This is a genomic window from Neobacillus rhizophilus (genome assembly GCF_018343535.1).
In the GTDB taxonomy this organism is placed as follows: Bacteria; Bacillota; Bacilli; order Bacillales; family Cytobacillaceae; genus Neobacillus; species Neobacillus rhizophilus.
In genome coordinates, this window is sequence record NZ_JAGYPF010000002.1 from 141,538 (window position 1) to 161,084 (window position 19,547).

Genomic DNA, 19,547 nt, shown 5'->3' on the forward strand with positions numbered 1-19,547 from the left:
AGGCCCCCACTGTGTTAATTCGTTAACGGCGGGGGTCAGGCCCTATTTCCGTTATGTGTGTGGGTTTGTTTTGTTTTGCTTTGCTGGTCCTTGTTGCGTTTGTTTCCCTTGCTGTTATCGCCGCTTACGAATTCGGCGGCAAATTCAGCTGACGTCTGGCCGGCGCTCGCTGAATTTTGGTTTCGGCTGCCTTTATTAAATTTTTTCGTCATCTTCATCCCTCCTTCTGCACATGTTAGTTTGTCGTCTGCCTATTAGTTTATACACGAGTTTCTTCACCAAAAATAAGGTAAAAAGAAAGGATGTCGTTTATTGAAAGAGATTGCACTCTTAACCGAGATGTTTGAGAAGAACCGAAATGTAGAAAATGCCGGGCCGATGGAAAAATATATGAAAGGGCATTTCCCATTTCTCGGCATTAAGAAACCTTTACGAGCAGAAATGGAAAAGCAATTTTTTAAAGAAACCGGAATTTTAAAGAATCCTTTCAACCAAGATTTTGTTTGGGGGCTTTGGGTGAAAGAAGAACGGGAATATCAATATACTGCCCTTGTTTATATAGAAAAGTCGATAAACAAATTGGACAAGTCAGATTTGCCTTTCATGGAGCGGTTGATCACCACGAAATCCTGGTGGGACACGGTCGATGCGATTGCCCCAAAGCCAGTTGGAACAATTGCACAGGTCTTTCCTGAGGTAATTGAAGAAACAATTAACGGCTGGGCAGTCCATGAATACCTCTGGCTAAGAAGAGCCGCGATTCTTTTTCAACTGAAATATAAAGAAAAAACGGATGATGAACTGCTATATCAATACATACGTGAGAACGCCTTAAGCAAAGAATTTTTTATCCAAAAAGCAATTGGCTGGGCGTTGCGGGAATACTCGAAGACAAAACCTGGATCCGTCGGGAGGTTTATAGAGGGGCACCAATTAGCACCTCTAAGTATTCGCGAAGGCAGCAAGTACTTAAACTGAGCCAATTAGGAGAAAATGCCAGTTGTTCATGGTAGAATGGCAATATTGAAAAGAGATGAAGGAGAACATCATGATGAAATGTATTGCGACAGATATGGATGGCACATTATTGAATTCCATGCAGGTGATTACCGAGGAAAATAAACAGGCGATCTTAAAGGCACAGGAAGCCGGAGTGGAAGTGGTGGTTGCTACCGGAAGATCGTATCAGGAAGCGACCTATGTTTTAAATGCGGCCGGGTTGAAATGCCCAGTTATTTGTGTGAACGGCGCTGAGGTCCGCTCAAAAGAAGGAGAGATTATTTCTGCTTCCCCGATTGCCAAACAAATGGCCAAGGATGCGGCGGCAGTATTGTACGAAAAGGATATCTATTTCGAGGTATACACGAATAAGGGAGCTTTTTCCGTCGATACCGACAAGGCTGTTTCTATTCTCGTGGACATCGTGATGAGCGCCAATCCTGAAGCTGACCGGGACTATGTCGTTCACGCGGCGGGAGGAAGAATCAGAGATGGCTTGATTCATTCAATTGAAAAATATGAACTTCTTTTTGAAAGTGATGAGTATCAGATTTATAAGTTTTTAGTATTCTCCTTTGATTTAGATAAACTTGGCGATGCAGCCAGCGCCATAAAAGAGTTTAGCGAGCTTGAGGTCACCAAATCGGGCATTGAAAATATTGAAATCACCCATAAAAATGCTCAAAAAGGGATTGCCCTGGAGGCCTTCGTCAATGGAAAAGGGATAGATTTGTCGGAAACAATGGCGATTGGCGATAATTATAATGATGTATCGATGTTTGAAAAAGCCGGACGAGCAGTGGCGATGGGCAACGCCAGCCCAGCTATCAAATCGCTGTGCGATGTGATTACCGATACAAATGAAAATAGCGGTGTAGGAAAGGCAATATTGGACGTTTTATAAAAGGGGGCTCCAAATGTACAAAGCCAGGTCCATCGTGTTAGTTTTGATTTTGCTGCTTTCAGGCTGTTCCTTTTTTGAAAAAAAAGAAGAGGAACCAGAGGGCGATGAAGCCATTGTCCTTCTGCCTGATATTGAGGTTGTCGCTGAAAATTTATCTGTACCATGGTCAATTGATAAAGTAAATGGAACATTTTACATCAGTGAGCGCACAGGAAGCATTGCCAAAATCGAAAACGGCAAAATGGAACGGCAGCGAGTGGTTTTACGGAAACCGCTGGCTGAGGCAGCGGAAGCTGGGCTGCTCGGCTTTGTGCTGGATCCCCAATTTGCAGAAAATCACCAGGCCTTCGCCTATTACACATATTCGGAAGAGGGGCAGGGCCAGTTCAATCGGGTCGTCGTGTTAACTTGGAACGGTGCTGAATGGGATGAGGGGCGAATACTGTTGGACCGTATCCCGAGTGCAGCTTACCATCATGGCGGCAGGATGAAAATAGGTCCTGACAGAAAGCTTTATGTGACAACGGGTGATGCGACTGTTCCGGAATCATCGCAGGATAGAGGATCCATCAACGGGAAAATTTTGCGAATGAATTTGGACGGGACTATCCCGGCGAATAATCCATTTCCTAACTCGTATGTGTACAGCTACGGCCACCGGAATCCGCAGGGGCTGGTCTGGATTGGTGAAACGCTTTATGCAAGTGAACATGGACAATCGGCACACGATGAAATCAATCGGATTAAGCCCGGGGCGAATTATGGCTGGCCGGTGATTCAAGGGACGGAGCGGAAGGCGGGAATGGTGACGCCGCTCTTTCAATCTGGGAATGAAACATGGGCGCCATCAGGGATGGCTGCTTATAATGGGAAACTTTACGTAGCCGCATTGCGCGGCAACGCTGTCCGTGAATTTGACCTCGCGGCCGGCCGCACCACGGCGGTCATCACCGGACTGGGCCGCATCCGCGATTTGTTTGTAGATGGAGAATACCTTTACTTCGTCAGCAACAACACCGACGGCCGCGGTACGCCTGACGAAAAAGATGATAAACTATACCGGGTTTTGTTGAGGGATTTGAAATAAATAGGGAAAGGTGTCAGCATCATGGAGGAAATTCCAGATGAAGGACATTTTCAAAGGGGTTCGGTAAAGAAATGTCCTTCATAGCAGAGATGAAGACCATTTTGGATGATTCCAGAGTAGGAAATGTCCTTCATAGCCATGATTGAAGACCATTTTGGATGATTCCAGAGTAGGAAATGTCCTTCATAGCCATGATTGAAGACCACTTTGGATGATTCCAGAGCGATAAATGTCCTTCATAGCCGAGATGAAGACCATTTTGGATGATTCCAGAGCAGGAAATGTCCTTCATAGCCATGATGAAGACCATTTTGAATGATTCCAGAGCGATAAATGTCCTTCATAGCCGAGATGAAGACCATTTTGGATGATTCCAGAGTAGGAAATGTCCTTCATAGCCATGATTGAAGACCATTTTGGATGATTCCAGAGTAGGAAATGTCCTTCATAGCCATGAAGACCATTTTGAATGATTCCAGAGCGATAAATGTCCTTCATAGCCGAGATGAAGACCATTTTGGATGATTCCAGAGCAGGAAATGTCCTTCATAGCCATGATGAAGACCATTTTGAATGATTCCAGAGCGATAAATGTCCTTCATAGCCGAGATGAAGACCATTTTGGATGATACCATGCAGGAAATGTCCTTCATAGCCGTGATGAAGACCATTTTGGATGATTCCAGAGCAGGAAATGTCCTTCATAGTCGAGATGAAGACCATTTTGAATGATTCCAGAGCGATAAATGTCCTTCATAGCCATGATGAAGACCATTTTGAATGATTCCAGAGCAAGAGATGTCCATCATAAACCGAATGAAGGACATTTTTCATGGTTCCCAACCAAGAGATGTCCTTCATAAGACTCGTAGTGCCTGGCACTTTATAATATTTCAATCTTAAGCGAGTTAATTTGCGAGATAAGCAGGTCTTCATATTGTTTTTGTGCTTGATAGTAGATTTCCTGATCCCCTGCTTTAGGGTTTTCTTTTTTTGCTTGGTCGACTAAATCCTTTTGGACCTTTTGAGCAAGGACAATTAGCTTGTATTGCTGCTTTTCAACGTCCCAGAATTTTTCTTCCCCATAATGCTGGATTAATGCTTGGGCTGAGGCAAATTGCGCATATTGTCCACGCGCCTTTTCTACAGCCGCATCGACCTCCGCTGCCTCAACCTTATGTCCCTTTTCCTCAGCGAGCAACGCCATCGAGCGGAGGCGGATAATTTGCGTTAGCAATTTGTTTTGGTCATCCAGCACCTTTTCCTGTGAATCCAAATAGGCAAGCTCTTCCTCCAGTTGTTTACCGCTATAATTCTTCCGGGCTGCATCGCGATTGATTTCCAGTTGCAGTTGATTAATAAATTTGTAAAAAGAAACATCCTTATCCGTGATCCATTGTCCATTTATTTTGGCTACACCTTCTGGCTTTACCACATTGATTTCGATGACTTTCTCAGTTTTTTCCCCATCTTTTTTCAAAAGGAACGCGGCTTCAAACTTGCCGTTCATCGGAACCTTCACATCTGCAGCGTAAGTTCCGTCTTTCCCTTCAGCAAACTTCACTTTCACCGTGCCGTGGTTCATAGTTGCCATCGACAGGTCAGCTGTCACCGTAAGCCCTGTAACTGCCTTGCCAGCCTCGGTTACTTTAATTTCAAACGGCGACGGTTTATCCTTTTGATAATAAAGCTCCTTGATGATGTCAATCTTATAATCAGGCCCCGAGCTGCAGCCGGTCATGACAGCGGCGAAGACCATCATCATGAGCAGCAACACGGCGTGCATCCAACGATTTCTCATATCCCAATACCTCCTAATTGCTGTGTTGTTAAAAATTCATCTACCGTATATTTTTCCATCTTTCCTTCATTTAAAAAAGCAACATGCGTACAAACCTGGCGGATTTCATCCAAATGGTGCGACGAGAGCAAAATGGTTTTGTCCTTTAAGCCTCTTAAAACCTCCAAGATTTCCTTCCGGCCCATCGGATCAATTCCACTCGTAGGTTCATCCAAAATCAAAATACTCGAATCCTGATAAAGCGTAATCGCAAGACCAAGACGCTGCAGCATTCCCTTCGAGTACTTTTTCACCGGTTCGTTCCGGTCATCCCATAGCCTGACCGCACGAAGTACTTGTTCTACCCGTGCTGCATCCGCTTTCCCCGAAACAGCCTCGGCAAAAAAGGTCAAATTCTCCAGACCGGTCAGCATCGGATAAAGCATGAATTTTTCCGGCAAATAGGCGATTGTTCTTTTCCAGTCATGATTTTTTTTGGAGACTGCAGCGCCGTTAATCGCAATTGAACCTTGTTTAATAGGTAACAGCCCCAGCAAACTATTAATAAACGTCGATTTTCCTGCGCCATTTCGGCCGACAAGGGCGCAGATCTCATTCTTGCCGATGTCAAGATCGACGGAGTCGAGCACTTGCTTTTTGCCAAAGGATTGGCATAAGCCCTCCACTTTAATCATTCATAACCCTCCTTGCGGTTGAACAGCACTGCCGCCCCAAATGATACAGCTAGCCAGAACACTCCGTTACCCAGCATAAAGAATGCGGGCTTAGTCCACATAAACGCCTGCAGCATCCTCGACATATGGCCGAACGAGTAAACGCCCATGCCCGTTTCTAAAAACATCCGGACAGCCTGAAGCGGATTTAAAAAGTAGACGAGCGAAAAGAATTTCACATTTTCATAGGTGACATCCGGCAAAAACGATAGCAGGATGAAATCGTGTAAGAAGAAGAAGTAAAACCAGACAAAAATCGTATAGCCAATAATCTGCATCCGTGAGCGGCTAAAGCTGCCGACCGCTGCCCCCATTTGCAGGAAAATCACGGCCATTACGAGAATGCTTACCGCAAAAATGAGATAGCCTTTAAAATCGAGAGCAAATTGAAACTTCAACATTAATAAATATAGGAAAAACCAAGCCGCGAGTGGCACTAGGACAACAGCATAAAGCCCAGTGCTTTTTCGCATAAGAAAGCTCGGATAACTATCCCTTTTCGTTAACAGCATAATCAATGTCTTTTGTTCTTTTTCCTGAAAAACAGAAAACGCTCCGATAAACAGGCACAAGATCGGGATAAAGTAAATAATCGTATCAAACAAGTTGATTAAAAGAATATAAAAGCCTTTTTCAAATGACAGGGAGGCGGAACGAACCAATATACTGATTGAAATGAGCGCAATGATGCTTAGAGCGAGCCACAGCCCTTTACCCCTTATATTTTCTTTCCATTCCTTCCAAATATAATGCATAGTGTTTCCCTCCCCTTTATCAATATCAGCACCGCGATGACACCGAGGGCAGCAAATAGAAGCGAAGAATGGCTGCCGCCTTTAGAAACCAGTGGATGCGGATCTTTAAACATAACTTCATCGTCGTTCAGTGTGGCGTTAATTTTTTCATAGATGCCCACGGCAGGGCTTTTTAAAAATAGATTTGTTAATTCCTGGTCCTCCAGCAGCTGGTGAAGGGAAGAGTGGTAGGTTATTGGAAAATCGCCGATGCTGTCCTGGTTTAAATCGGTGAGCGGGAAGGCGCTGCCCCAGTCGTTGCCTTTGCCATGATGGCTCCAGGCATTGCCTTCGCCCTTGCCACCGATGGTGACAGCCGGGATGGTATTTTCGGAAATTCGGTTTAATGTAAATATTTGATCATTGGAACTGGCCCAAAGCTCAATGCCAATTTGGTTTTGGATGATTCGGTTGTTCCGAATCGTATTTCGGGTTGCCTGGTCAATATACAAGCCCCGCTGGTTCATGTAAAAAAGATTGCCTTGAATCGAGTTGTCATTAGCTTGCAAGAGTAATAATCCGAAAGATTGGTTTCCGTAATTGACGATAAATTGATTGTCTTCAAGTGTTAGTCCGTTTGAATTCATGATGGCCGCGCCGCCCTGATTCATCGTAAAGGTATTTCTTTTAAAAATATTTTCATCTGAGTACATGTAGTGCAGGCCGTAGCGGGTGTTGATGATGGTATTGTCATAGCTTTTGTTATTGTTGGCGTAGTCGAAAAACATCCCGTCACGGGTGCCTTCGATCTTGTTGTGTGCCAACAGGTTATCGTTTGCGTAATAAACATGCAGCCCGTTACCTTGGGCAGCAATTTCGCCCTTGCCCATTCCTTTAATATCGGCATACTCAATGGTGTTGTGATGGGCCTGGCTTAAATAAATGCCGTGAAAGGAGTTGCGGATAGTGACGTGCTCGATGATGTTATGGTTCGTATAAATTTTAATCGCCGCGTATTCCTCGGCCGAGTTGCGGTCCATGCTGCTGCCAGTTACGGTAAGATTTTTTAAATGAACCTTAGCTGCCTTAACAGAAATCACGTTTCCTGTTCCGTCTCCTTGGATCACGGTCTGTTCTGAGCCAATAATCGTCAACGGTTTGGTGATGACTATATTACCTTCATACGTCTTATTTTCAAGCTTCAATACCGCTCCCTCTTTCATGGAGTCGATCGTCGCTTGCAGACTTCCGTGTTCGGCTGCCATATATTCCTCAGGTTTGATAAACAACAAGAGAGAAAGAATGAAAGATAGGAGCGTTAATTTTTTCATTTTACTTTTCGGTCCTTCCATAACGGAATTAATAATAAAATAAACGCTGCAATAACAAAGTAGACACCTGTTCCCAAGATACTGTGGGTAATAAAGTTCGCCACAGTATTTTCACCGATAATAGGCGGAACAAATGGATCCATATGAATCGGCGCCTTTGGATCTAGATTGGAGCCGTATCTTTTTAGGGCAGAATAAAGATCCCAAATGCCTGCTGCACCGCCAATCATAAAGATGCCAATCAGTCCATAAAGCACTTTTTTATTGCGGAGGAGGGCTGTTATCAGGGTGAGCGCTGCTAAACCTCCGACAATGTAAATCAGGTAGCCCAGCTCAGGGAAATTTTCTTCACTGAAATTAGCCATGCCGATGTAGTGATTAAGACCGTTAATGATATCAATTTGGCCTTCCAGTTTGTTTGGATAGACAATGATATTTAACCCTTCCGGATATTGCGGTGCGATAAATAGCATTCTCCACCAAGGGAAAAACATTGACACCACGATGAGAGCTGCCGAAGCACCGATTAACAGTGCGGAGATAAGAGATAATTTATTTCCCTTCTTACTAACATTCAAGTTAACCACACCTTTTATAGTAATAATTAAGTAAAAGGGGATGGGTACCAACATTCATTGATACCCACCACCAACTTTAGGCACTATTGCTTTGGTTTGACTAGGAAGTAGCCGGTCATTTCTTGGTGCAGGGCGGAACAGAAGTTTGTACAGTAAATCGGGTAAGTACCCGCTTTTTTCGCTGTGAACTTCATCGTGTTTGTCTGTCCTGGCTGCACTTCCATGTTCAGGTTGTAGCTGTTGATGGCAAAACCGTGGGTAATGTCCTCATCAAAGTCGAGGTTAGTCAGATGGATCGTAACTTCATCACCTTCGTTGACTTCAATCACATCAGGGCGCTTCGCTTTGGCATCAAAAATGAACTTCGAGCGCATCGCGATGCCGTAGACGTCGACTTTATTGCCATTGCGGACAATTTTCGCTTCGTCTTTTTTATAAACAGCCTCTTTGTTATTTTCATCCTTCGGATACACATTGATGGCCTTGATTTTATCCGCCTTAATCATCTGCGCATAGTGCGGTTCTGGGTTCACCGGAGATGATTGGATGACCTTCATTTTGCCGCTAATATCAATTAATTGCATTGATTCAGGGTGAGAAGGTCCGACAGACAGGTAGCTGTCCTTGGCAATCTTGTTCAGAGCAACAAGCCAGTGGCCATCAGGTGATACAGTGTCTCCCTCAGCAGCAACAGAGTGTCCTGGCGAATATTGGACAGGCACGCGGTCTAACGTCTTGCCGGTCTTCGGATCCCACTTCACGATTTCCGAAGAAATAAACATCGTTGTATAGGCCATGCCTTTGTCGTCAAACTGAGTATGAAGCGGTCCAAGTGCGTTTTCTGGATTTACTTCACGTTCCATCACAGATTTGTAGTTAATAATCGGAATGCCGTTTCTTTCACCGGCAAAGTCTTTGTTTTCAATCGCTTTAAACGCTTTTTCAAAAGAAAATACGGTCATCGAAGGCGCTAGTTTGCCGGAAGCGATGAAATATTTGCCATCTGGCGTTACATCGACGCCGTGCGGCGATTTAGCTACAGGGACTAAATAAATGCCGCCTTTTTGTTTTTCAGGGTAAATCATTTTTTGACCGCCAACATCCTCGTATTGGCCATCCTTAACCATTTTTTCTAGCTCTTTCCAGTTAAACAGAACGATGAAGTCACGGTCCGCCTGGGATGCGTTGATTTCCAGGTTCGTGGTTGCTTCCTCGGTGTTATAAGTAGTCATGACAGCCCAGTCCTTGGAGCTCTTTTTACCAGCATCGGAAAGGTCATAGGACCAAGGTGGGAGCGCCACCTGATAGGCAATGTTCAGCTTTGTATTTTTTTCATCAAAGGTAACGGCTGACATGACGCCGCGGTATTTTGTGCTGTAGTCATCAAGAGATTCATAGGCCTGCCCAAGCGGCACGGCAAAGCGGGTTGGCAGGAACATGTACTCGGTATTTTCCGTTACGAACGCTGCACAGTGTGGTCCGCTTGTATTAGGAACGTTCAGAATGTCTTTTACAGTAAAGGTTTTTAAATCCATGACAGCGGCGCGGCTGTTGCCGACGTCGGTGGCAAACATATACTTGCCGTCATAATCACCGTTTGTTTCTGAGAATGCCGGGTGGTGCAGGTCGCCCCACGTATAATCCCCCATCATTTTCTTGGAATGCTCATCAAAGCCGTATCCGGTTGCGGAATCCTGTGAGAAGACCGGGACGGTGCGGATTTGGCGCATCGAAGGCACGCCGTAAATAAACATTTGGCCGGAGTGGCCGCCGGATGCAAATAGATAATAATCATCCTTTTTGCCAAAAGGGACATAGACCTTTTCGGCATCGCTCTTGTTGCTTGAGGATGCCGTTTCCGTCGTCTTTGCGTTTGACGAGAAATCGGCGAATGAGATTGTTGCTGCGGCGAATCCGGCTAGTAGTCCAGACGCGATTGGTACCCATTTTTTCATTCGGTTAACACCACCTTATTTTTCAGATGCCTGCTTGAGCAGGTCTAGTACTTGCTTTTCTTCTTCATCAGTTAATGGATTTTTGCCGATAACGCCTAACATGACAGCCGATGTCGGTGCTTTTAGAAATTCCTCAATTGGTTTGCCGTGCTTGCCTTCAACGTTTACAAAGGCTTGGGATAGATCCGGTCCGACGGCACCGCCTTTTAGGTTGATCGCTTCCACGCTATGGCAGCCAAGGCATCCCTTTTTATTGAGGATATTATCGTCATTTGCGCTGGATGTTGCGGCTGTTTCCTTAGGTTTGCTGGAATCATCCGCTGCTTTTTCCTTTGATACAGCCTGGGCTGTTTCCGGCACCTTACCAGAGTCGCTGGAGTTTCCCATGATGACATCAAATACGAGGTATCCAAGCCCGAAGCCGAGCACGACGCTGATAGCAAAACTAATAAGAGCCTTTTTCAAATTGTTCCCCCTCCTTTTTCTCAATTGAACAGCTTCATCCTAATCGTTTGTATTTTGTAAAATTGTGACGTCCGTCACAGGAATTTAAGGTTTTATGAACGATTTGTGAAAGGACCCGAAAATCCTATATTTTAAGCGTTTTTAAAAAAATGAACGTTCTGTGAAAACAAATTTCCCGTGTTGTTTTACCGATTTGGTTTTTTGTGAACCTTGTCACTTCAATACTTAGGGAAATGTCTTACAAATAAGAGGAAAAAAACGAGTAAAGGTGGTGGGAAGGTTGGAACGAGTTAGAAAATTGGTGGAACCGAATTTAGCTGTGATCCAGGAGGTAAAAAAAGAGAGCTTGCTCCGCAAGATTGTGATTTTTAGAGATTTATCACCAAAATCACTGAGCATTATTGAACAGAGGATCCAAACGCTTGAGGTGAAAAAAGGAGAGGCGATTATTAAAGAGGTGTCTTTTTTGTTCATGATGGGTCGGTAAAGCTCGCCAAGCAGGATGAGAACGGGAATGAAATTATTGTCTGTGTAAAGCAAAAAGGGGATATATTCGCTGAAGCATGTCTATTCACACAGAAGACTGAATGTTATCCAGCAACAGCAACGATGCTCGAGGATGGGTGGCTGTTTTTTTTGGATAAGCAGGAACTCGAGCAGGATCTTTACCAATATCCGGAGCTTTCTATGCAAATGATCCGCTATATGAGTGATGGCTTGAGGGAAATTACTGGTCAGTTAAGGGATGTGGCCCTGCTTGATGTGTATGCGAAAACGGTGAAGACACTTGAGCGGCTCGGACGGAAATTTAACACGGACTTCAAACGCTGGGAGATTGAAATCCCTTTAACTGTACAGGAATTCGCCACCGTTGTTGGCACATCGCGCGAAAGCATCAGTCGTGTTTTCTCAAAACTAAAAAAGGAAGAAATGATTGACTTGAAATCGAGGAAAATCATCATTCTTGATTGGTGCAAATTCTGTACCCTGCTTCATAAAGAATATTAAAAGGAAAGGGACCTGCCCACGCATTAAAAGCGGAAGGACGGGTCCCTTTGTATATTTAATCAAATTTGTACGTCCAAAAGCGCTCGTTGTTGATCCAGACCATGATTTGTGGGTCTTGATTTTTTAATTTTTCGGACACGTCGGCAAACATTTGCTCCGTTTGCGAGCGGTGTGCCTTGATGGCTGCTAGTTTTTTTTCCGCAACCGGGGTTATATCATTAATGATATCGGCCTCGCCAAGCTTTTCGATGCAATCGTTCGAGAAGGCAACGCAGTGTAAGGTCGGCCGTGCGGCTTCAGGCAGCCGCGCGGCGGCGCGGACGACGGCCGCACCGGTGGCGTCATGGTCGGGATGCACGGCATAGCCGGGATAAAAGGTGATGATTAAAGATGGGTTTAACTCATCGATCAGGCCTGACATCACGTCGGCCAGCTTTTCTTCATCCTCAAATTCTACAGTTTTATCGCGGTAGCCGAGCATGCGTAAATCTTGGATGCCTAAAGCGCGGGCAGCTTCCTTTAGTTCCGCTTTTCTGATTTTCGGGAGATTTTCCCGATTGGTAAATGGCGGGTTCCCCATATTGCGGCCCATTTCCCCCAGGGTTAAGCAGGCGTAAGTAACGGGGGTGCCATTTTTGATGTGAGTGGCTATTGTCCCGGATACTCCAAATGCTTCATCATCCGGATGTGGAAAGACAACTAGTACATGGCGTTCTTTTTCCATTTTACATTCTCCTTTCAGGACTGACGCATGAAACCACTATTCAAATGGAGTTGGGCTGATTTCTAATGCGACGGCTAATTTCCCTTCATTGTCATGGCCGGCAAGCAGCAGCCGTCCCAGTTCATCGATTTCAAAATGAGTGATGCCCTCAGCGTAAATCCAGCCAAGGTTAATTTTTAAGCCCACCCGATAAGGGCCTTTTCCGGTAATTTTCCCTATTTCATACTGGACTTTGGCATTGCGGATATAAGCACCCGCCGAAAAAAAGGATTGATTGCGATGTGATGCGTAGGCACCGTTTGTGGTTTCAAGGTGAATATATACTTCTTTATTTACGAAGCTATTAATGGCTTCCTGTACTTGTTTGGTGTTCACTAGTTCCAAGCTGATTCCTCCCTTCCCGTTATTTCTTATAAAAAATAGGATTTAGTCTACGAGATATTTTTCTTTAAGAATGTAACTATCATACTAAAATTGGATAAAAAATGCGAAATGAATGCTCCGGGAAATGTTGATTTCTGCTCCAGGGGCTCGCTTTCCGCGGGCGGTTCGGGGAGCCTCCTCAGCGCCTCTGGCGCCTGCGGGGTCTCCCCTGTCCCGTACTCCCGCAGGAGTCTCGCCCCTTCCGCTCCAATCAACTGGGGTTGCCGATCATTTCACATTTTTATGAAAAAAGAAGAGCCGAACTTCATGTTCAGCTCTTAAAGAAATTATTCTGCGCAGTCTTCGCAGTATTCGGTTTTGCTTTTTGAACTGCGGTAAGCGCCGTGCCAGGTTGGGCCGACGTATTCATTTAGGCGGAAGCCCTGTTCGATGGCTGCGGCAATAAAGTCTTTCGCCACTTCGACTGCTTCAAAGACGGATTTCCCTTTCGCAAGTTCAGCTGTGACCGCGGATGAGTAGGTGCAGCCGGCGCCGTGCGTAAAGGTTGTATTATATTTTGGCGATTCGTAAATTCTGAATTCCTTGCCATCATAAAGAAGATCGACGGCATTTTCTTCAGACTGCAGTTTGCTGCCGCCCTTGATGAGAACATTTTTTGCCCCTAAATCAAAGATTTTTACAGCTGCCTCTTTCATTTCTTCCACTGTCCGCGGCGTTTTCATGCCGGCAAGCTGTCCGGCCTCAAACAGATTGGGTGTTACCACTAAACAGCGCGGCAATAAAAGTTCACGCATCGCATCGGTCGTTTCCGGGTTTAACACCTCGTCTTCGCCTTTACACACCATGACAGGGTCTATTACAACACGCTCTAGCTTGTGGGCATCGATGGTTTTTGCAGCAATTTCAATTAACTCGACCGTTCCCAGCATACCTGTCTTCATTGCATCGATACCGACAGATAGAATGGTTTCCAGCTGCTTTTCAAGAATATCTGAAGCAATTGGGAACACGTTATGATGCCAGTTGTCTTTGGGATCCATCGTGACGATGCATGTCAGGGCACTCATACCATATACACCAAGCTCTTGGAACGTCTTCAAGTCCGCCTGAAGCCCCGCCCCGCCGCTTGAATCTGAACCAGCAATTGTCATTACTTTCTTAATGCTCATTATGTACTCCTCCTAAAAAAGGCTTAATTATCACCCTATTATTATAATTCAACAGCAAAAAAACAACCAAAATAAACTTTTACAATGGTGCAATTGATTTTTTTCGCCTGTCGAAAGTGTTTGACAAAAAAGTGAAATATCCATCTTTTTTACTATTTTAATCAATTTATTGTGATAAAAATTACTTTCAAAAAACTCCTCTAAAATTACTCTATTAATGAGAAATACTCTTCAAAGGTGGTGGGAAAACAATGAACCACAAAAGTTGTCCCGACGAATATCCCATTTCATTAGTCATTAACGGGTACGAAATGGCGGTTTTCCAATTGACAAAATTTGATCTCGAGGATTGGACATATGGCTATTTGTTTTCTGAAGGATTTATTCAGGCTGCAAATGATATTGAGTCCATCGTCATCAATGAAGATATGGGCAGCATCCATGTCACTTTAAGCGCAGCTTTTGATGAGGAGCAGGTCTTTTCAAAGAAGAAGCATTACACAGCAGGCTGTGGCAGGGGCGTTACATTTTTTTCAATGACAGATGTAAAGAACTTCGATAAGGTCACATCAAATCAAACCTATCAGCTTAGCTATCTTTTAAAAAAACGCAGTGAATTTGCACAGAACTCCCGTTTTTATTTGGAGACAGGCGGTATGCATGGCGCCTGCATTGTGGATGAAGAGGGAAATATAACCATTCGCGAGGATATCGGCCGGCATAATGCTGTCGATAAGATTATCGGACACGCCTTGAGAAACGGCTTGCGCCCCAATCGGCTTGTACTTCTTACAACCGGCAGGGTTTCATATGAAATGCTTTCAAAAGCAGCTAAATTCGGCTTTCCTGTTATCGGCTCGCGGACGGCCGCAACCAAGCAGGCCATCCAGCTGGCGCGGTACTTAAATATAGAAGTAATCGGCTATTTAAGAGGGAAAATGGCGATGATCTATACCGCGGCAGGCAGGGTCGAAAATGATGTAAACCCAGAGCCGCTCTTGGAGAGATGCTTTGAAGGGGGGAATCAGCCGGTAGAACTATATAGATAAACATAAAAAAATGGGATGTTCTATTCATTACTCTTGGGAAGGAGATTGGAAATGGTTGAAATGAACCTAAATCGCCGGCAATTTTTAAAACTTTCCGGTGCAACCGCTGCCACATTGGCGATTGTTGAACTGGGCTTTAATGAGCAAAAGGCTTATGCGAAATCAAAGGAATTCAAAATTGCCAAAGCTACTGTAACACCAACCATTTGCTGTTTTTGCGGCGTCGGCTGCGGAATCTTGGTCCATACAAAGGACAACACAGTGGTTTATACGGAGGGGGACCCGGATAATCCAATAAACGAAGGCAAGCTATGCAGCAAAGGGACGACACTTAGACAGTTATACACTTCTGAAAAGCGGATGACGAAACCGCTTTATCGCGCTCCTGGCAGCGATAAATGGGAAGAAAAAGACTGGGAATGGATGCTGGATACCATTGCCAAACGTACAAAAGAAAGCCGCGATAAGTCATTTATCGTTTCAGAGAATGGCGTCACTGTCAACCGGACAGAAAAGATTGCCAGCCTTGGCGGCGCGGCACTCGATAACGAAGAAACATATTTGGTTTCAAAATTGATGAGAGGGCTTGGCGTTGTCTATTTAGAACACCAGGCACGAATATGACACAGTTCAACGGTTGCCGGTCTGGCACCATCGTTTGGACGTGGAGCAATGACAAACCACTGGAATGATCTGCAGCATACAGATTGCGCGCTAATTATGGGTGCAAACCCTGCAGAAAATCACCCAATCAGCTTCAGATGGCTGACAAAAGCAAAAGAAAACGGCGGAAAAATCATCAGTGTTGACCCGCGTTATACTCGGACTTCAGCAGTATCTGATATTTACGCACCACTTCGTTCCGGAACGGATATTGCGTTCTTGGGCGGAATGATAAAATATGCACTCGAAAATAATCTTATTCACAAAGAATATGTTGTTAACTATACAAACGCACCCTTTATCGTGGCAGATGGCTACGATTTCAAAGACGGCCTATTCAGCGGCTATGACCAAGCAAAACGCACCTATGATAAAACAAAATGGGCACTTGCGGCAGGACCGGATGGAAAACCGGTAACGGATCCAACCTTGGAGAACCCTCGTACAGTTTTTCAATTATTGAAGAAGCATTATTCACGCTATGATTTGGATACGGTTTCATCGGTAACAGGCACACCAAAGGAAGATTTATTAAAGGTTTACAAGACATTCTGTGAAACAAGCAAAGTCGGCAAAGCGGGAACAATCCTTTATGCAATGGGTACCACCCAGCATACAGTCGGTTCGCAAAACGTCCGTGCTTATGCGATTATTCAGATGCTCTTGGGCAACATTGGCCTGCCAGGCGGCGGTATTAACGCGATGCGCGGCGAATCAAACGTACAAGGTTCCACTGACTTTGGATTATTATGGGATAACCTAACAGGTTACCTGGCTATTCCTAAAGCATCAGTACCCGAGCACGCGACCCTTGACGGCTACTTAAAGAAAGAAACACCTCCATCAGGCTATTGGAGCAATAGACCTAAATTTGTGGTCAGCCTGCTAAAATCTTGGTACGCGCAAAATGCAACAGCCGAGAACGAATTTGGCTATCAATATTTACCTAAACCAGGGTCAAAGAACTACTCGCACATTTTCTTATTCAAAGCGATGTACAATAAAGAGCTTGACGGTGCGTTCCTGTGGGGAACAAATCCGGTTGTCGGCGGACCGAATGCCGGCAAGGAAAAAGAAGCACTAGGCAACTTAAAATGGCTGGTTGCTGTGGACCTTTGGGAAACAGAAACAGCAGCCTTCTGGAAAAAAGAAGCTGGCAGCGACCCATCGAAAATCAATACCGAGGTATTCCTGCTCCCAGCATCAGCATCATTTGAAAAAGAAGGAAGCATCTCCAACAGCTCGCGCTGGATGCAATATCGCTGGAAAGCGATTGATTCTAAGGGCGAAGCAAGACCAGACCTTGACATCATCCATGAGCTGGCACTTAAGCTTAAAAAGCTCTATGCCGGTGACACAAGTGCACAAGCTTCTCCATTCCTGGCTCTTGATTGGAATTTTGGCAACGGCCCTGAGTGTGACATTGATCTAGTTGCCAAGGAAATCAACGGTTATGATTTGACAACAGGGAAATTGCTCCCTGGTTTCGGTGCCTTAAAAGCCGATGGAACAACTACCAGCGGAAATTGGATTTATAGCGGATTCTATCCTGAAGAGGGCAAGAACAAGTCGAAAAATCGCGACAATAAAGATACTGGTGGACACCACTATCTTTATTGGTCATTCGCTTGGCCAATGAACCGCCGTGTTCTATATAACCGTGCTGCAGCGGATCTAAACGGTAATCCATGGAGCAAGGAAAAAGCGATCATCTGGTGGGATGCCATCCAGAATAAGTGGGTCGGCAACGACGTTCCTGACTTTAATGCTACATTAGCGCCAACAGCACCTGGCGGTACGGGCGCAATCATGATGAATAAAGACGGAGTAGGATTGCTTTACGCACCAACAATGAATGAAGGGCCATTCCCAGAACATTATGAGCCGTTTGAAAGCCCTGTTCCAAATGCCTTCTCATCTGTGGAATTAAACCCTGCCGTAGTGATTCATGAAGGCGACTTCAACAAGAAAGGCTCAAAAGGAACTTACCCAATCATAGCGACAACTTACCGGGTATCTGAACACTGGCAGTCCGGTTCGATGACCCGAAACCAAGAATGGCTGTCGGAAATCGCCGGTTACATGTTTGTTGAAATAAGTGAAGAACTCGCCAAAGAAAAAGGCATCAAAAACAAAGATAAAATCATTGTCAGCTCAGCACGCGGCGAAATCACTGCCTACGCAATGGTTACAAAACGTTATAAGCCTTTCAAAGTAAGAGGCAAAGTAGTGCACCAAGTGGGAATGCCATGGCATTTTGGCTATAAGGGATATGTTACAGGAGATACAGCTAACCGCCTGACTCCGCACATTGGAGATGCTAACACGCAAATTCCTGAATACAAAGCATTCCTCTGTGATGTTAGGAGGGCTGACTAATGGCTAAAGAATATGTGAAATTCGTTGATGTTACCAAATGTGACGGCTGTAAAGCCTGCATGGTAGCCTGTAAAAACTGGAACGACCTGCCTGTTGAAGAGACAGCATTCCAAGGCAGCGCCCAGTCCCATCCAAAAACAACGGCCGATACCTGGAACGTCCTCCAGTACATTGAGCATGAGAATGCGGGAGGCGGTCTGGATTACTTGTTCCGCCACTCATCCTGCTTCCATTGTACGGATGCAGCGTGTGAAAAGGTATGTCCGGAGAATGCCATCAGCTATACCGATTTTGGTTCCGTTGTCATCGATCAAGACAAGTGTGTGGGCTGCGGCTATTGCGTACAAAACTGTCCATTCGAAGTGATTTCTCTAAAGGAATATAAAGATAAAAACGGTAAAGAGTACCGTAAAGCACATAAATGCACGATGTGTACCGACCGCTTAGAAGAAGGTCTGCAGCCTGCCTGTGTAACGACCTGCCATACCGGAGCAATGGAATTTGGCGATAAAGAGGCCATGATCAGAAAAGCTGAAAAGCGAGTTCAAGAAATCAAAGGCCGTTATCCAAATGCTCAGGTTTACAATCCGCAAGGCGTTGGCGGCACACACACCGTTTATGTTTTAGCAGAAAAACCGTCTGTTTACGGGCTTCCGGAAAATCCGAAAGTTCCAACCTCCGCAGTTGCTTGGAAGGATTACGCACAGCCAATCGGCAAGATGATGCTGGGTGCCACCACGATGGCTCTTGTCGGTGCGTTTGTGACAAACAAGCTGTTTAATAAAGAAGGCAAAGAGCAAGACGGAGGTGGTAGCAATGAGTAAACAAGCGCAAAAGCCCGTGGCAAAAGTCAGACGATTTCCAAAGGCGTTTGTTTGGGCCCATGCAATCAATGGGATTTCCTTCTTTGCGTTGTACATTACGGCACTGCCGATGTATACCGAATTCTTTGACTGGCTGTATCCGGTGTTTGGCGGCCCGGCCAACGCCCGGCTGCTGCACCGAATTTTCGCCGTCACCTTTGTTACGCCTACCTTGATTTTGTTGATTTTTAGCCCGAAATTCCTGATTCTTTGGCTGAAGGAATTAATCACTTGGAAAAAACGCGACCTTGAATTCTTCAGCAGTTTCGTTAAAGAATTGTTCGGCTTTAAGTTTAAGCATATAAAACAAACCTTCTTCAACGCCGGAGAAAAAATCAACTCGATTCTGCAGATGTTCTGTGCGATTTTGGTTATTTGTTCAGGTTTCACGATGTGGTTTCCGCAATTTTTCCCAAGGGCTTTAGTACAGTGGGGCTACTTCTTCCACAACGTCGGCTTCGCTCTTGGAATTGCCGTCATTGTCGGTCACATTTACTTGAGTGTGATTCATAAAAACTCAAGACCAGGCTACTCCGGTGTCATTACCGGCGAGGTTCCTGCTCGGTGGGCAAAGGATCACTACACCGAATGGTATGAAGAAGAGGTTAAAAAGGGTAACTTCCCTGATTTGGATGACCCGAAACATAAAAAAGGCGCTTAATTTTATGAGGAAAGGGGCTGGCTGTCTGTCAAAGGCAGCCATTCCCATTGAATCTTTTGAGTGGTTTTGGGGTCCTATTG

At 45.0% G+C, this 19,547-nt stretch carries 23 protein-coding genes and 2 pseudogenes; 11 read left to right on the plus strand and 14 right to left on the minus strand.

Annotation, left to right across the window (positions count from 1 at the left end; all coding sequences use genetic code 11):
* Positions 1-35 precede the first annotated feature (35 nt).
* A complete protein-coding gene (locus KHA99_RS08625; RefSeq protein ID WP_213117056.1) occupies positions 36-212 on the minus strand; it encodes a hypothetical protein in 177 nt (58 codons plus the stop codon).
* 127 nt (positions 213-339) lie between these two features.
* On the opposite strand from KHA99_RS08625, the gene KHA99_RS08630 reads away from it, so the two are divergent.
* From KHA99_RS08630 to KHA99_RS08640, 3 genes are all read left to right on the plus strand, one after another.
* A complete protein-coding gene (locus KHA99_RS08630) occupies positions 340-978 on the plus strand; it encodes a DNA alkylation repair protein (protein WP_213117955.1) in 639 nt (212 codons plus the stop codon).
* 73 nt (positions 979-1,051) lie between these two features.
* Entirely contained in the window at positions 1,052-1,903 is an 852-nt protein-coding gene (locus tag KHA99_RS08635) for a Cof-type HAD-IIB family hydrolase (RefSeq protein WP_307852028.1), read from the plus strand.
* Between the two features lie 13 nt (positions 1,904-1,916).
* On the plus strand, positions 1,917-2,990 hold the full coding sequence (locus KHA99_RS08640; protein ID WP_213117058.1) for a PQQ-dependent sugar dehydrogenase: 1,074 nt from the start codon (positions 1,917-1,919) through the stop codon (positions 2,988-2,990).
* Positions 2,991-3,120: 130 nt separating this feature from the next.
* Here the strand turns inward: KHA99_RS08640 and KHA99_RS08645 are convergent, their stop codons facing one another.
* From KHA99_RS08645 to KHA99_RS08690, 10 genes are all read right to left on the minus strand, one after another.
* On the minus strand, positions 3,121-3,288 hold the full coding sequence (locus KHA99_RS08645; RefSeq protein WP_213117059.1) for a hypothetical protein: 168 nt from the start codon (positions 3,286-3,288) through the stop codon (positions 3,121-3,123).
* A complete protein-coding gene (locus KHA99_RS08650) occupies positions 3,279-3,506 on the minus strand; it encodes a hypothetical protein (RefSeq protein ID WP_213117060.1) in 228 nt (75 codons plus the stop codon). The genes KHA99_RS08645 and KHA99_RS08650 overlap by 10 nt, the downstream gene beginning before the upstream one ends.
* Before the next feature lie 30 nt (positions 3,507-3,536).
* Positions 3,537-3,713: a hypothetical protein gene (locus KHA99_RS08655; RefSeq protein WP_213117061.1), complete on the minus strand. Its 177-nt coding sequence runs from the start codon at positions 3,711-3,713 to the stop codon at positions 3,537-3,539.
* A gap of 160 nt (positions 3,714-3,873) precedes the next feature.
* Complete coding sequence (locus tag KHA99_RS08660; protein ID WP_249366567.1) at positions 3,874-4,791, minus strand: FixH family protein; 918 nt, start codon at positions 4,789-4,791, stop codon at positions 3,874-3,876.
* Positions 4,788-5,465, minus strand: a complete 678-nt coding sequence (locus KHA99_RS08665) for an ABC transporter ATP-binding protein (RefSeq protein ID WP_213117062.1) — start codon at positions 5,463-5,465, stop codon at positions 4,788-4,790. Before KHA99_RS08665 ends, KHA99_RS08660 begins: the two co-directional genes overlap by 4 nt.
* Positions 5,462-6,259, minus strand: coding sequence for an ABC transporter permease (locus KHA99_RS08670; RefSeq protein WP_213117063.1), 798 nt, complete (start codon positions 6,257-6,259; stop codon positions 5,462-5,464). The genes KHA99_RS08665 and KHA99_RS08670 overlap by 4 nt, the downstream gene beginning before the upstream one ends.
* Positions 6,223-7,569, minus strand: coding sequence for a nitrous oxide reductase family maturation protein NosD (nosD, locus tag KHA99_RS08675; protein WP_213117064.1), 1,347 nt, complete (start codon positions 7,567-7,569; stop codon positions 6,223-6,225). The genes KHA99_RS08670 and nosD overlap by 37 nt, the downstream gene beginning before the upstream one ends.
* Entirely contained in the window at positions 7,566-8,147 is a 582-nt protein-coding gene (locus KHA99_RS08680; RefSeq protein WP_213117065.1) for a hypothetical protein, read from the minus strand. The genes nosD and KHA99_RS08680 overlap by 4 nt, the downstream gene beginning before the upstream one ends.
* Positions 8,148-8,230: 83 nt before the next feature.
* The gene (gene nosZ / locus KHA99_RS08685; protein ID WP_213117066.1) at positions 8,231-10,102 is read right to left on the minus strand and encodes a Sec-dependent nitrous-oxide reductase; all 1,872 of its coding nucleotides are present in this window, start codon (positions 10,100-10,102) and stop codon (positions 8,231-8,233) included.
* A gap of 15 nt (positions 10,103-10,117) precedes the next feature.
* Complete coding sequence (locus tag KHA99_RS08690) at positions 10,118-10,567, minus strand: cytochrome C (RefSeq protein WP_213117067.1); 450 nt, start codon at positions 10,565-10,567, stop codon at positions 10,118-10,120.
* 280 nt (positions 10,568-10,847) lie between these two features.
* On the opposite strand from KHA99_RS08690, the gene KHA99_RS30690 reads away from it, so the two are divergent.
* The 3 genes and pseudogenes from KHA99_RS30690 (at position 10,848) to KHA99_RS30700 (ending at position 11,575) form a co-directional block, all read left to right on the plus strand.
* The gene (locus tag KHA99_RS30690) at positions 10,848-11,054 is read left to right on the plus strand and encodes a hypothetical protein (RefSeq protein ID WP_249366568.1); all 207 of its coding nucleotides are present in this window, start codon (positions 10,848-10,850) and stop codon (positions 11,052-11,054) included.
* Positions 11,055-11,083: 29 nt separating this feature from the next.
* Positions 11,084-11,167, plus strand: a pseudogene (locus tag KHA99_RS30695) (Crp/Fnr family transcriptional regulator); the annotation flags it as partial.
* 36 nt (positions 11,168-11,203) lie between these two features.
* Positions 11,204-11,575, plus strand: coding sequence for a Crp/Fnr family transcriptional regulator (locus KHA99_RS30700; protein WP_249366569.1), 372 nt, complete (start codon positions 11,204-11,206; stop codon positions 11,573-11,575).
* A gap of 55 nt (positions 11,576-11,630) precedes the next feature.
* Here KHA99_RS30700 and bshB2 read toward each other — a convergent pair whose 3' ends face one another.
* The 3 genes from bshB2 to pdxK form a co-directional block, all read right to left on the minus strand.
* The gene (gene bshB2, locus KHA99_RS08700; RefSeq protein WP_213117068.1) at positions 11,631-12,299 is read right to left on the minus strand and encodes a bacillithiol biosynthesis deacetylase BshB2; all 669 of its coding nucleotides are present in this window, start codon (positions 12,297-12,299) and stop codon (positions 11,631-11,633) included.
* A gap of 36 nt (positions 12,300-12,335) precedes the next feature.
* Entirely contained in the window at positions 12,336-12,683 is a 348-nt protein-coding gene (locus KHA99_RS08705; protein WP_213117069.1) for a YojF family protein, read from the minus strand.
* 326 nt (positions 12,684-13,009) lie between these two features.
* Positions 13,010-13,852 (minus strand): pyridoxine/pyridoxal/pyridoxamine kinase, encoded by an 843-nt coding sequence (pdxK, locus tag KHA99_RS08710; RefSeq protein WP_213117070.1) that lies wholly within the window; start codon positions 13,850-13,852, stop codon positions 13,010-13,012.
* A 251-nt stretch (positions 13,853-14,103) separates the two neighbouring features.
* Between pdxK and fdhD the strand changes: the two genes are divergently transcribed.
* The 5 genes and pseudogenes from fdhD to KHA99_RS08730 all read left to right on the plus strand — a co-directional run bounded on the left by fdhD (position 14,104) and on the right by KHA99_RS08730 (position 19,467).
* Positions 14,104-14,901: a formate dehydrogenase accessory sulfurtransferase FdhD gene (gene fdhD, locus KHA99_RS08715; RefSeq protein WP_213117071.1), complete on the plus strand. Its 798-nt coding sequence runs from the start codon at positions 14,104-14,106 to the stop codon at positions 14,899-14,901.
* Positions 14,902-14,952: 51 nt separating this feature from the next.
* Entirely contained in the window at positions 14,953-15,525 is a 573-nt protein-coding gene (locus tag KHA99_RS31690) for a twin-arginine translocation signal domain-containing protein (RefSeq protein WP_481819234.1), read from the plus strand.
* Positions 15,526-15,537: 12 nt separating this feature from the next.
* Positions 15,538-17,943: pseudogene (gene fdnG, locus KHA99_RS08720) on the plus strand (formate dehydrogenase-N subunit alpha); the annotation flags it as partial.
* A complete protein-coding gene (locus tag KHA99_RS08725) occupies positions 17,943-18,767 on the plus strand; it encodes a 4Fe-4S dicluster domain-containing protein (RefSeq protein ID WP_213117072.1) in 825 nt (274 codons plus the stop codon). The pseudogene fdnG and the gene KHA99_RS08725, both read left to right, overlap by 1 nt.
* Positions 18,760-19,467 (plus strand): formate dehydrogenase subunit gamma, encoded by a 708-nt coding sequence (locus tag KHA99_RS08730; RefSeq protein WP_213117073.1) that lies wholly within the window; start codon positions 18,760-18,762, stop codon positions 19,465-19,467. Before KHA99_RS08725 ends, KHA99_RS08730 begins: the two co-directional genes overlap by 8 nt.
* The last annotated feature ends 80 nt before the right edge of the window (positions 19,468-19,547 follow it).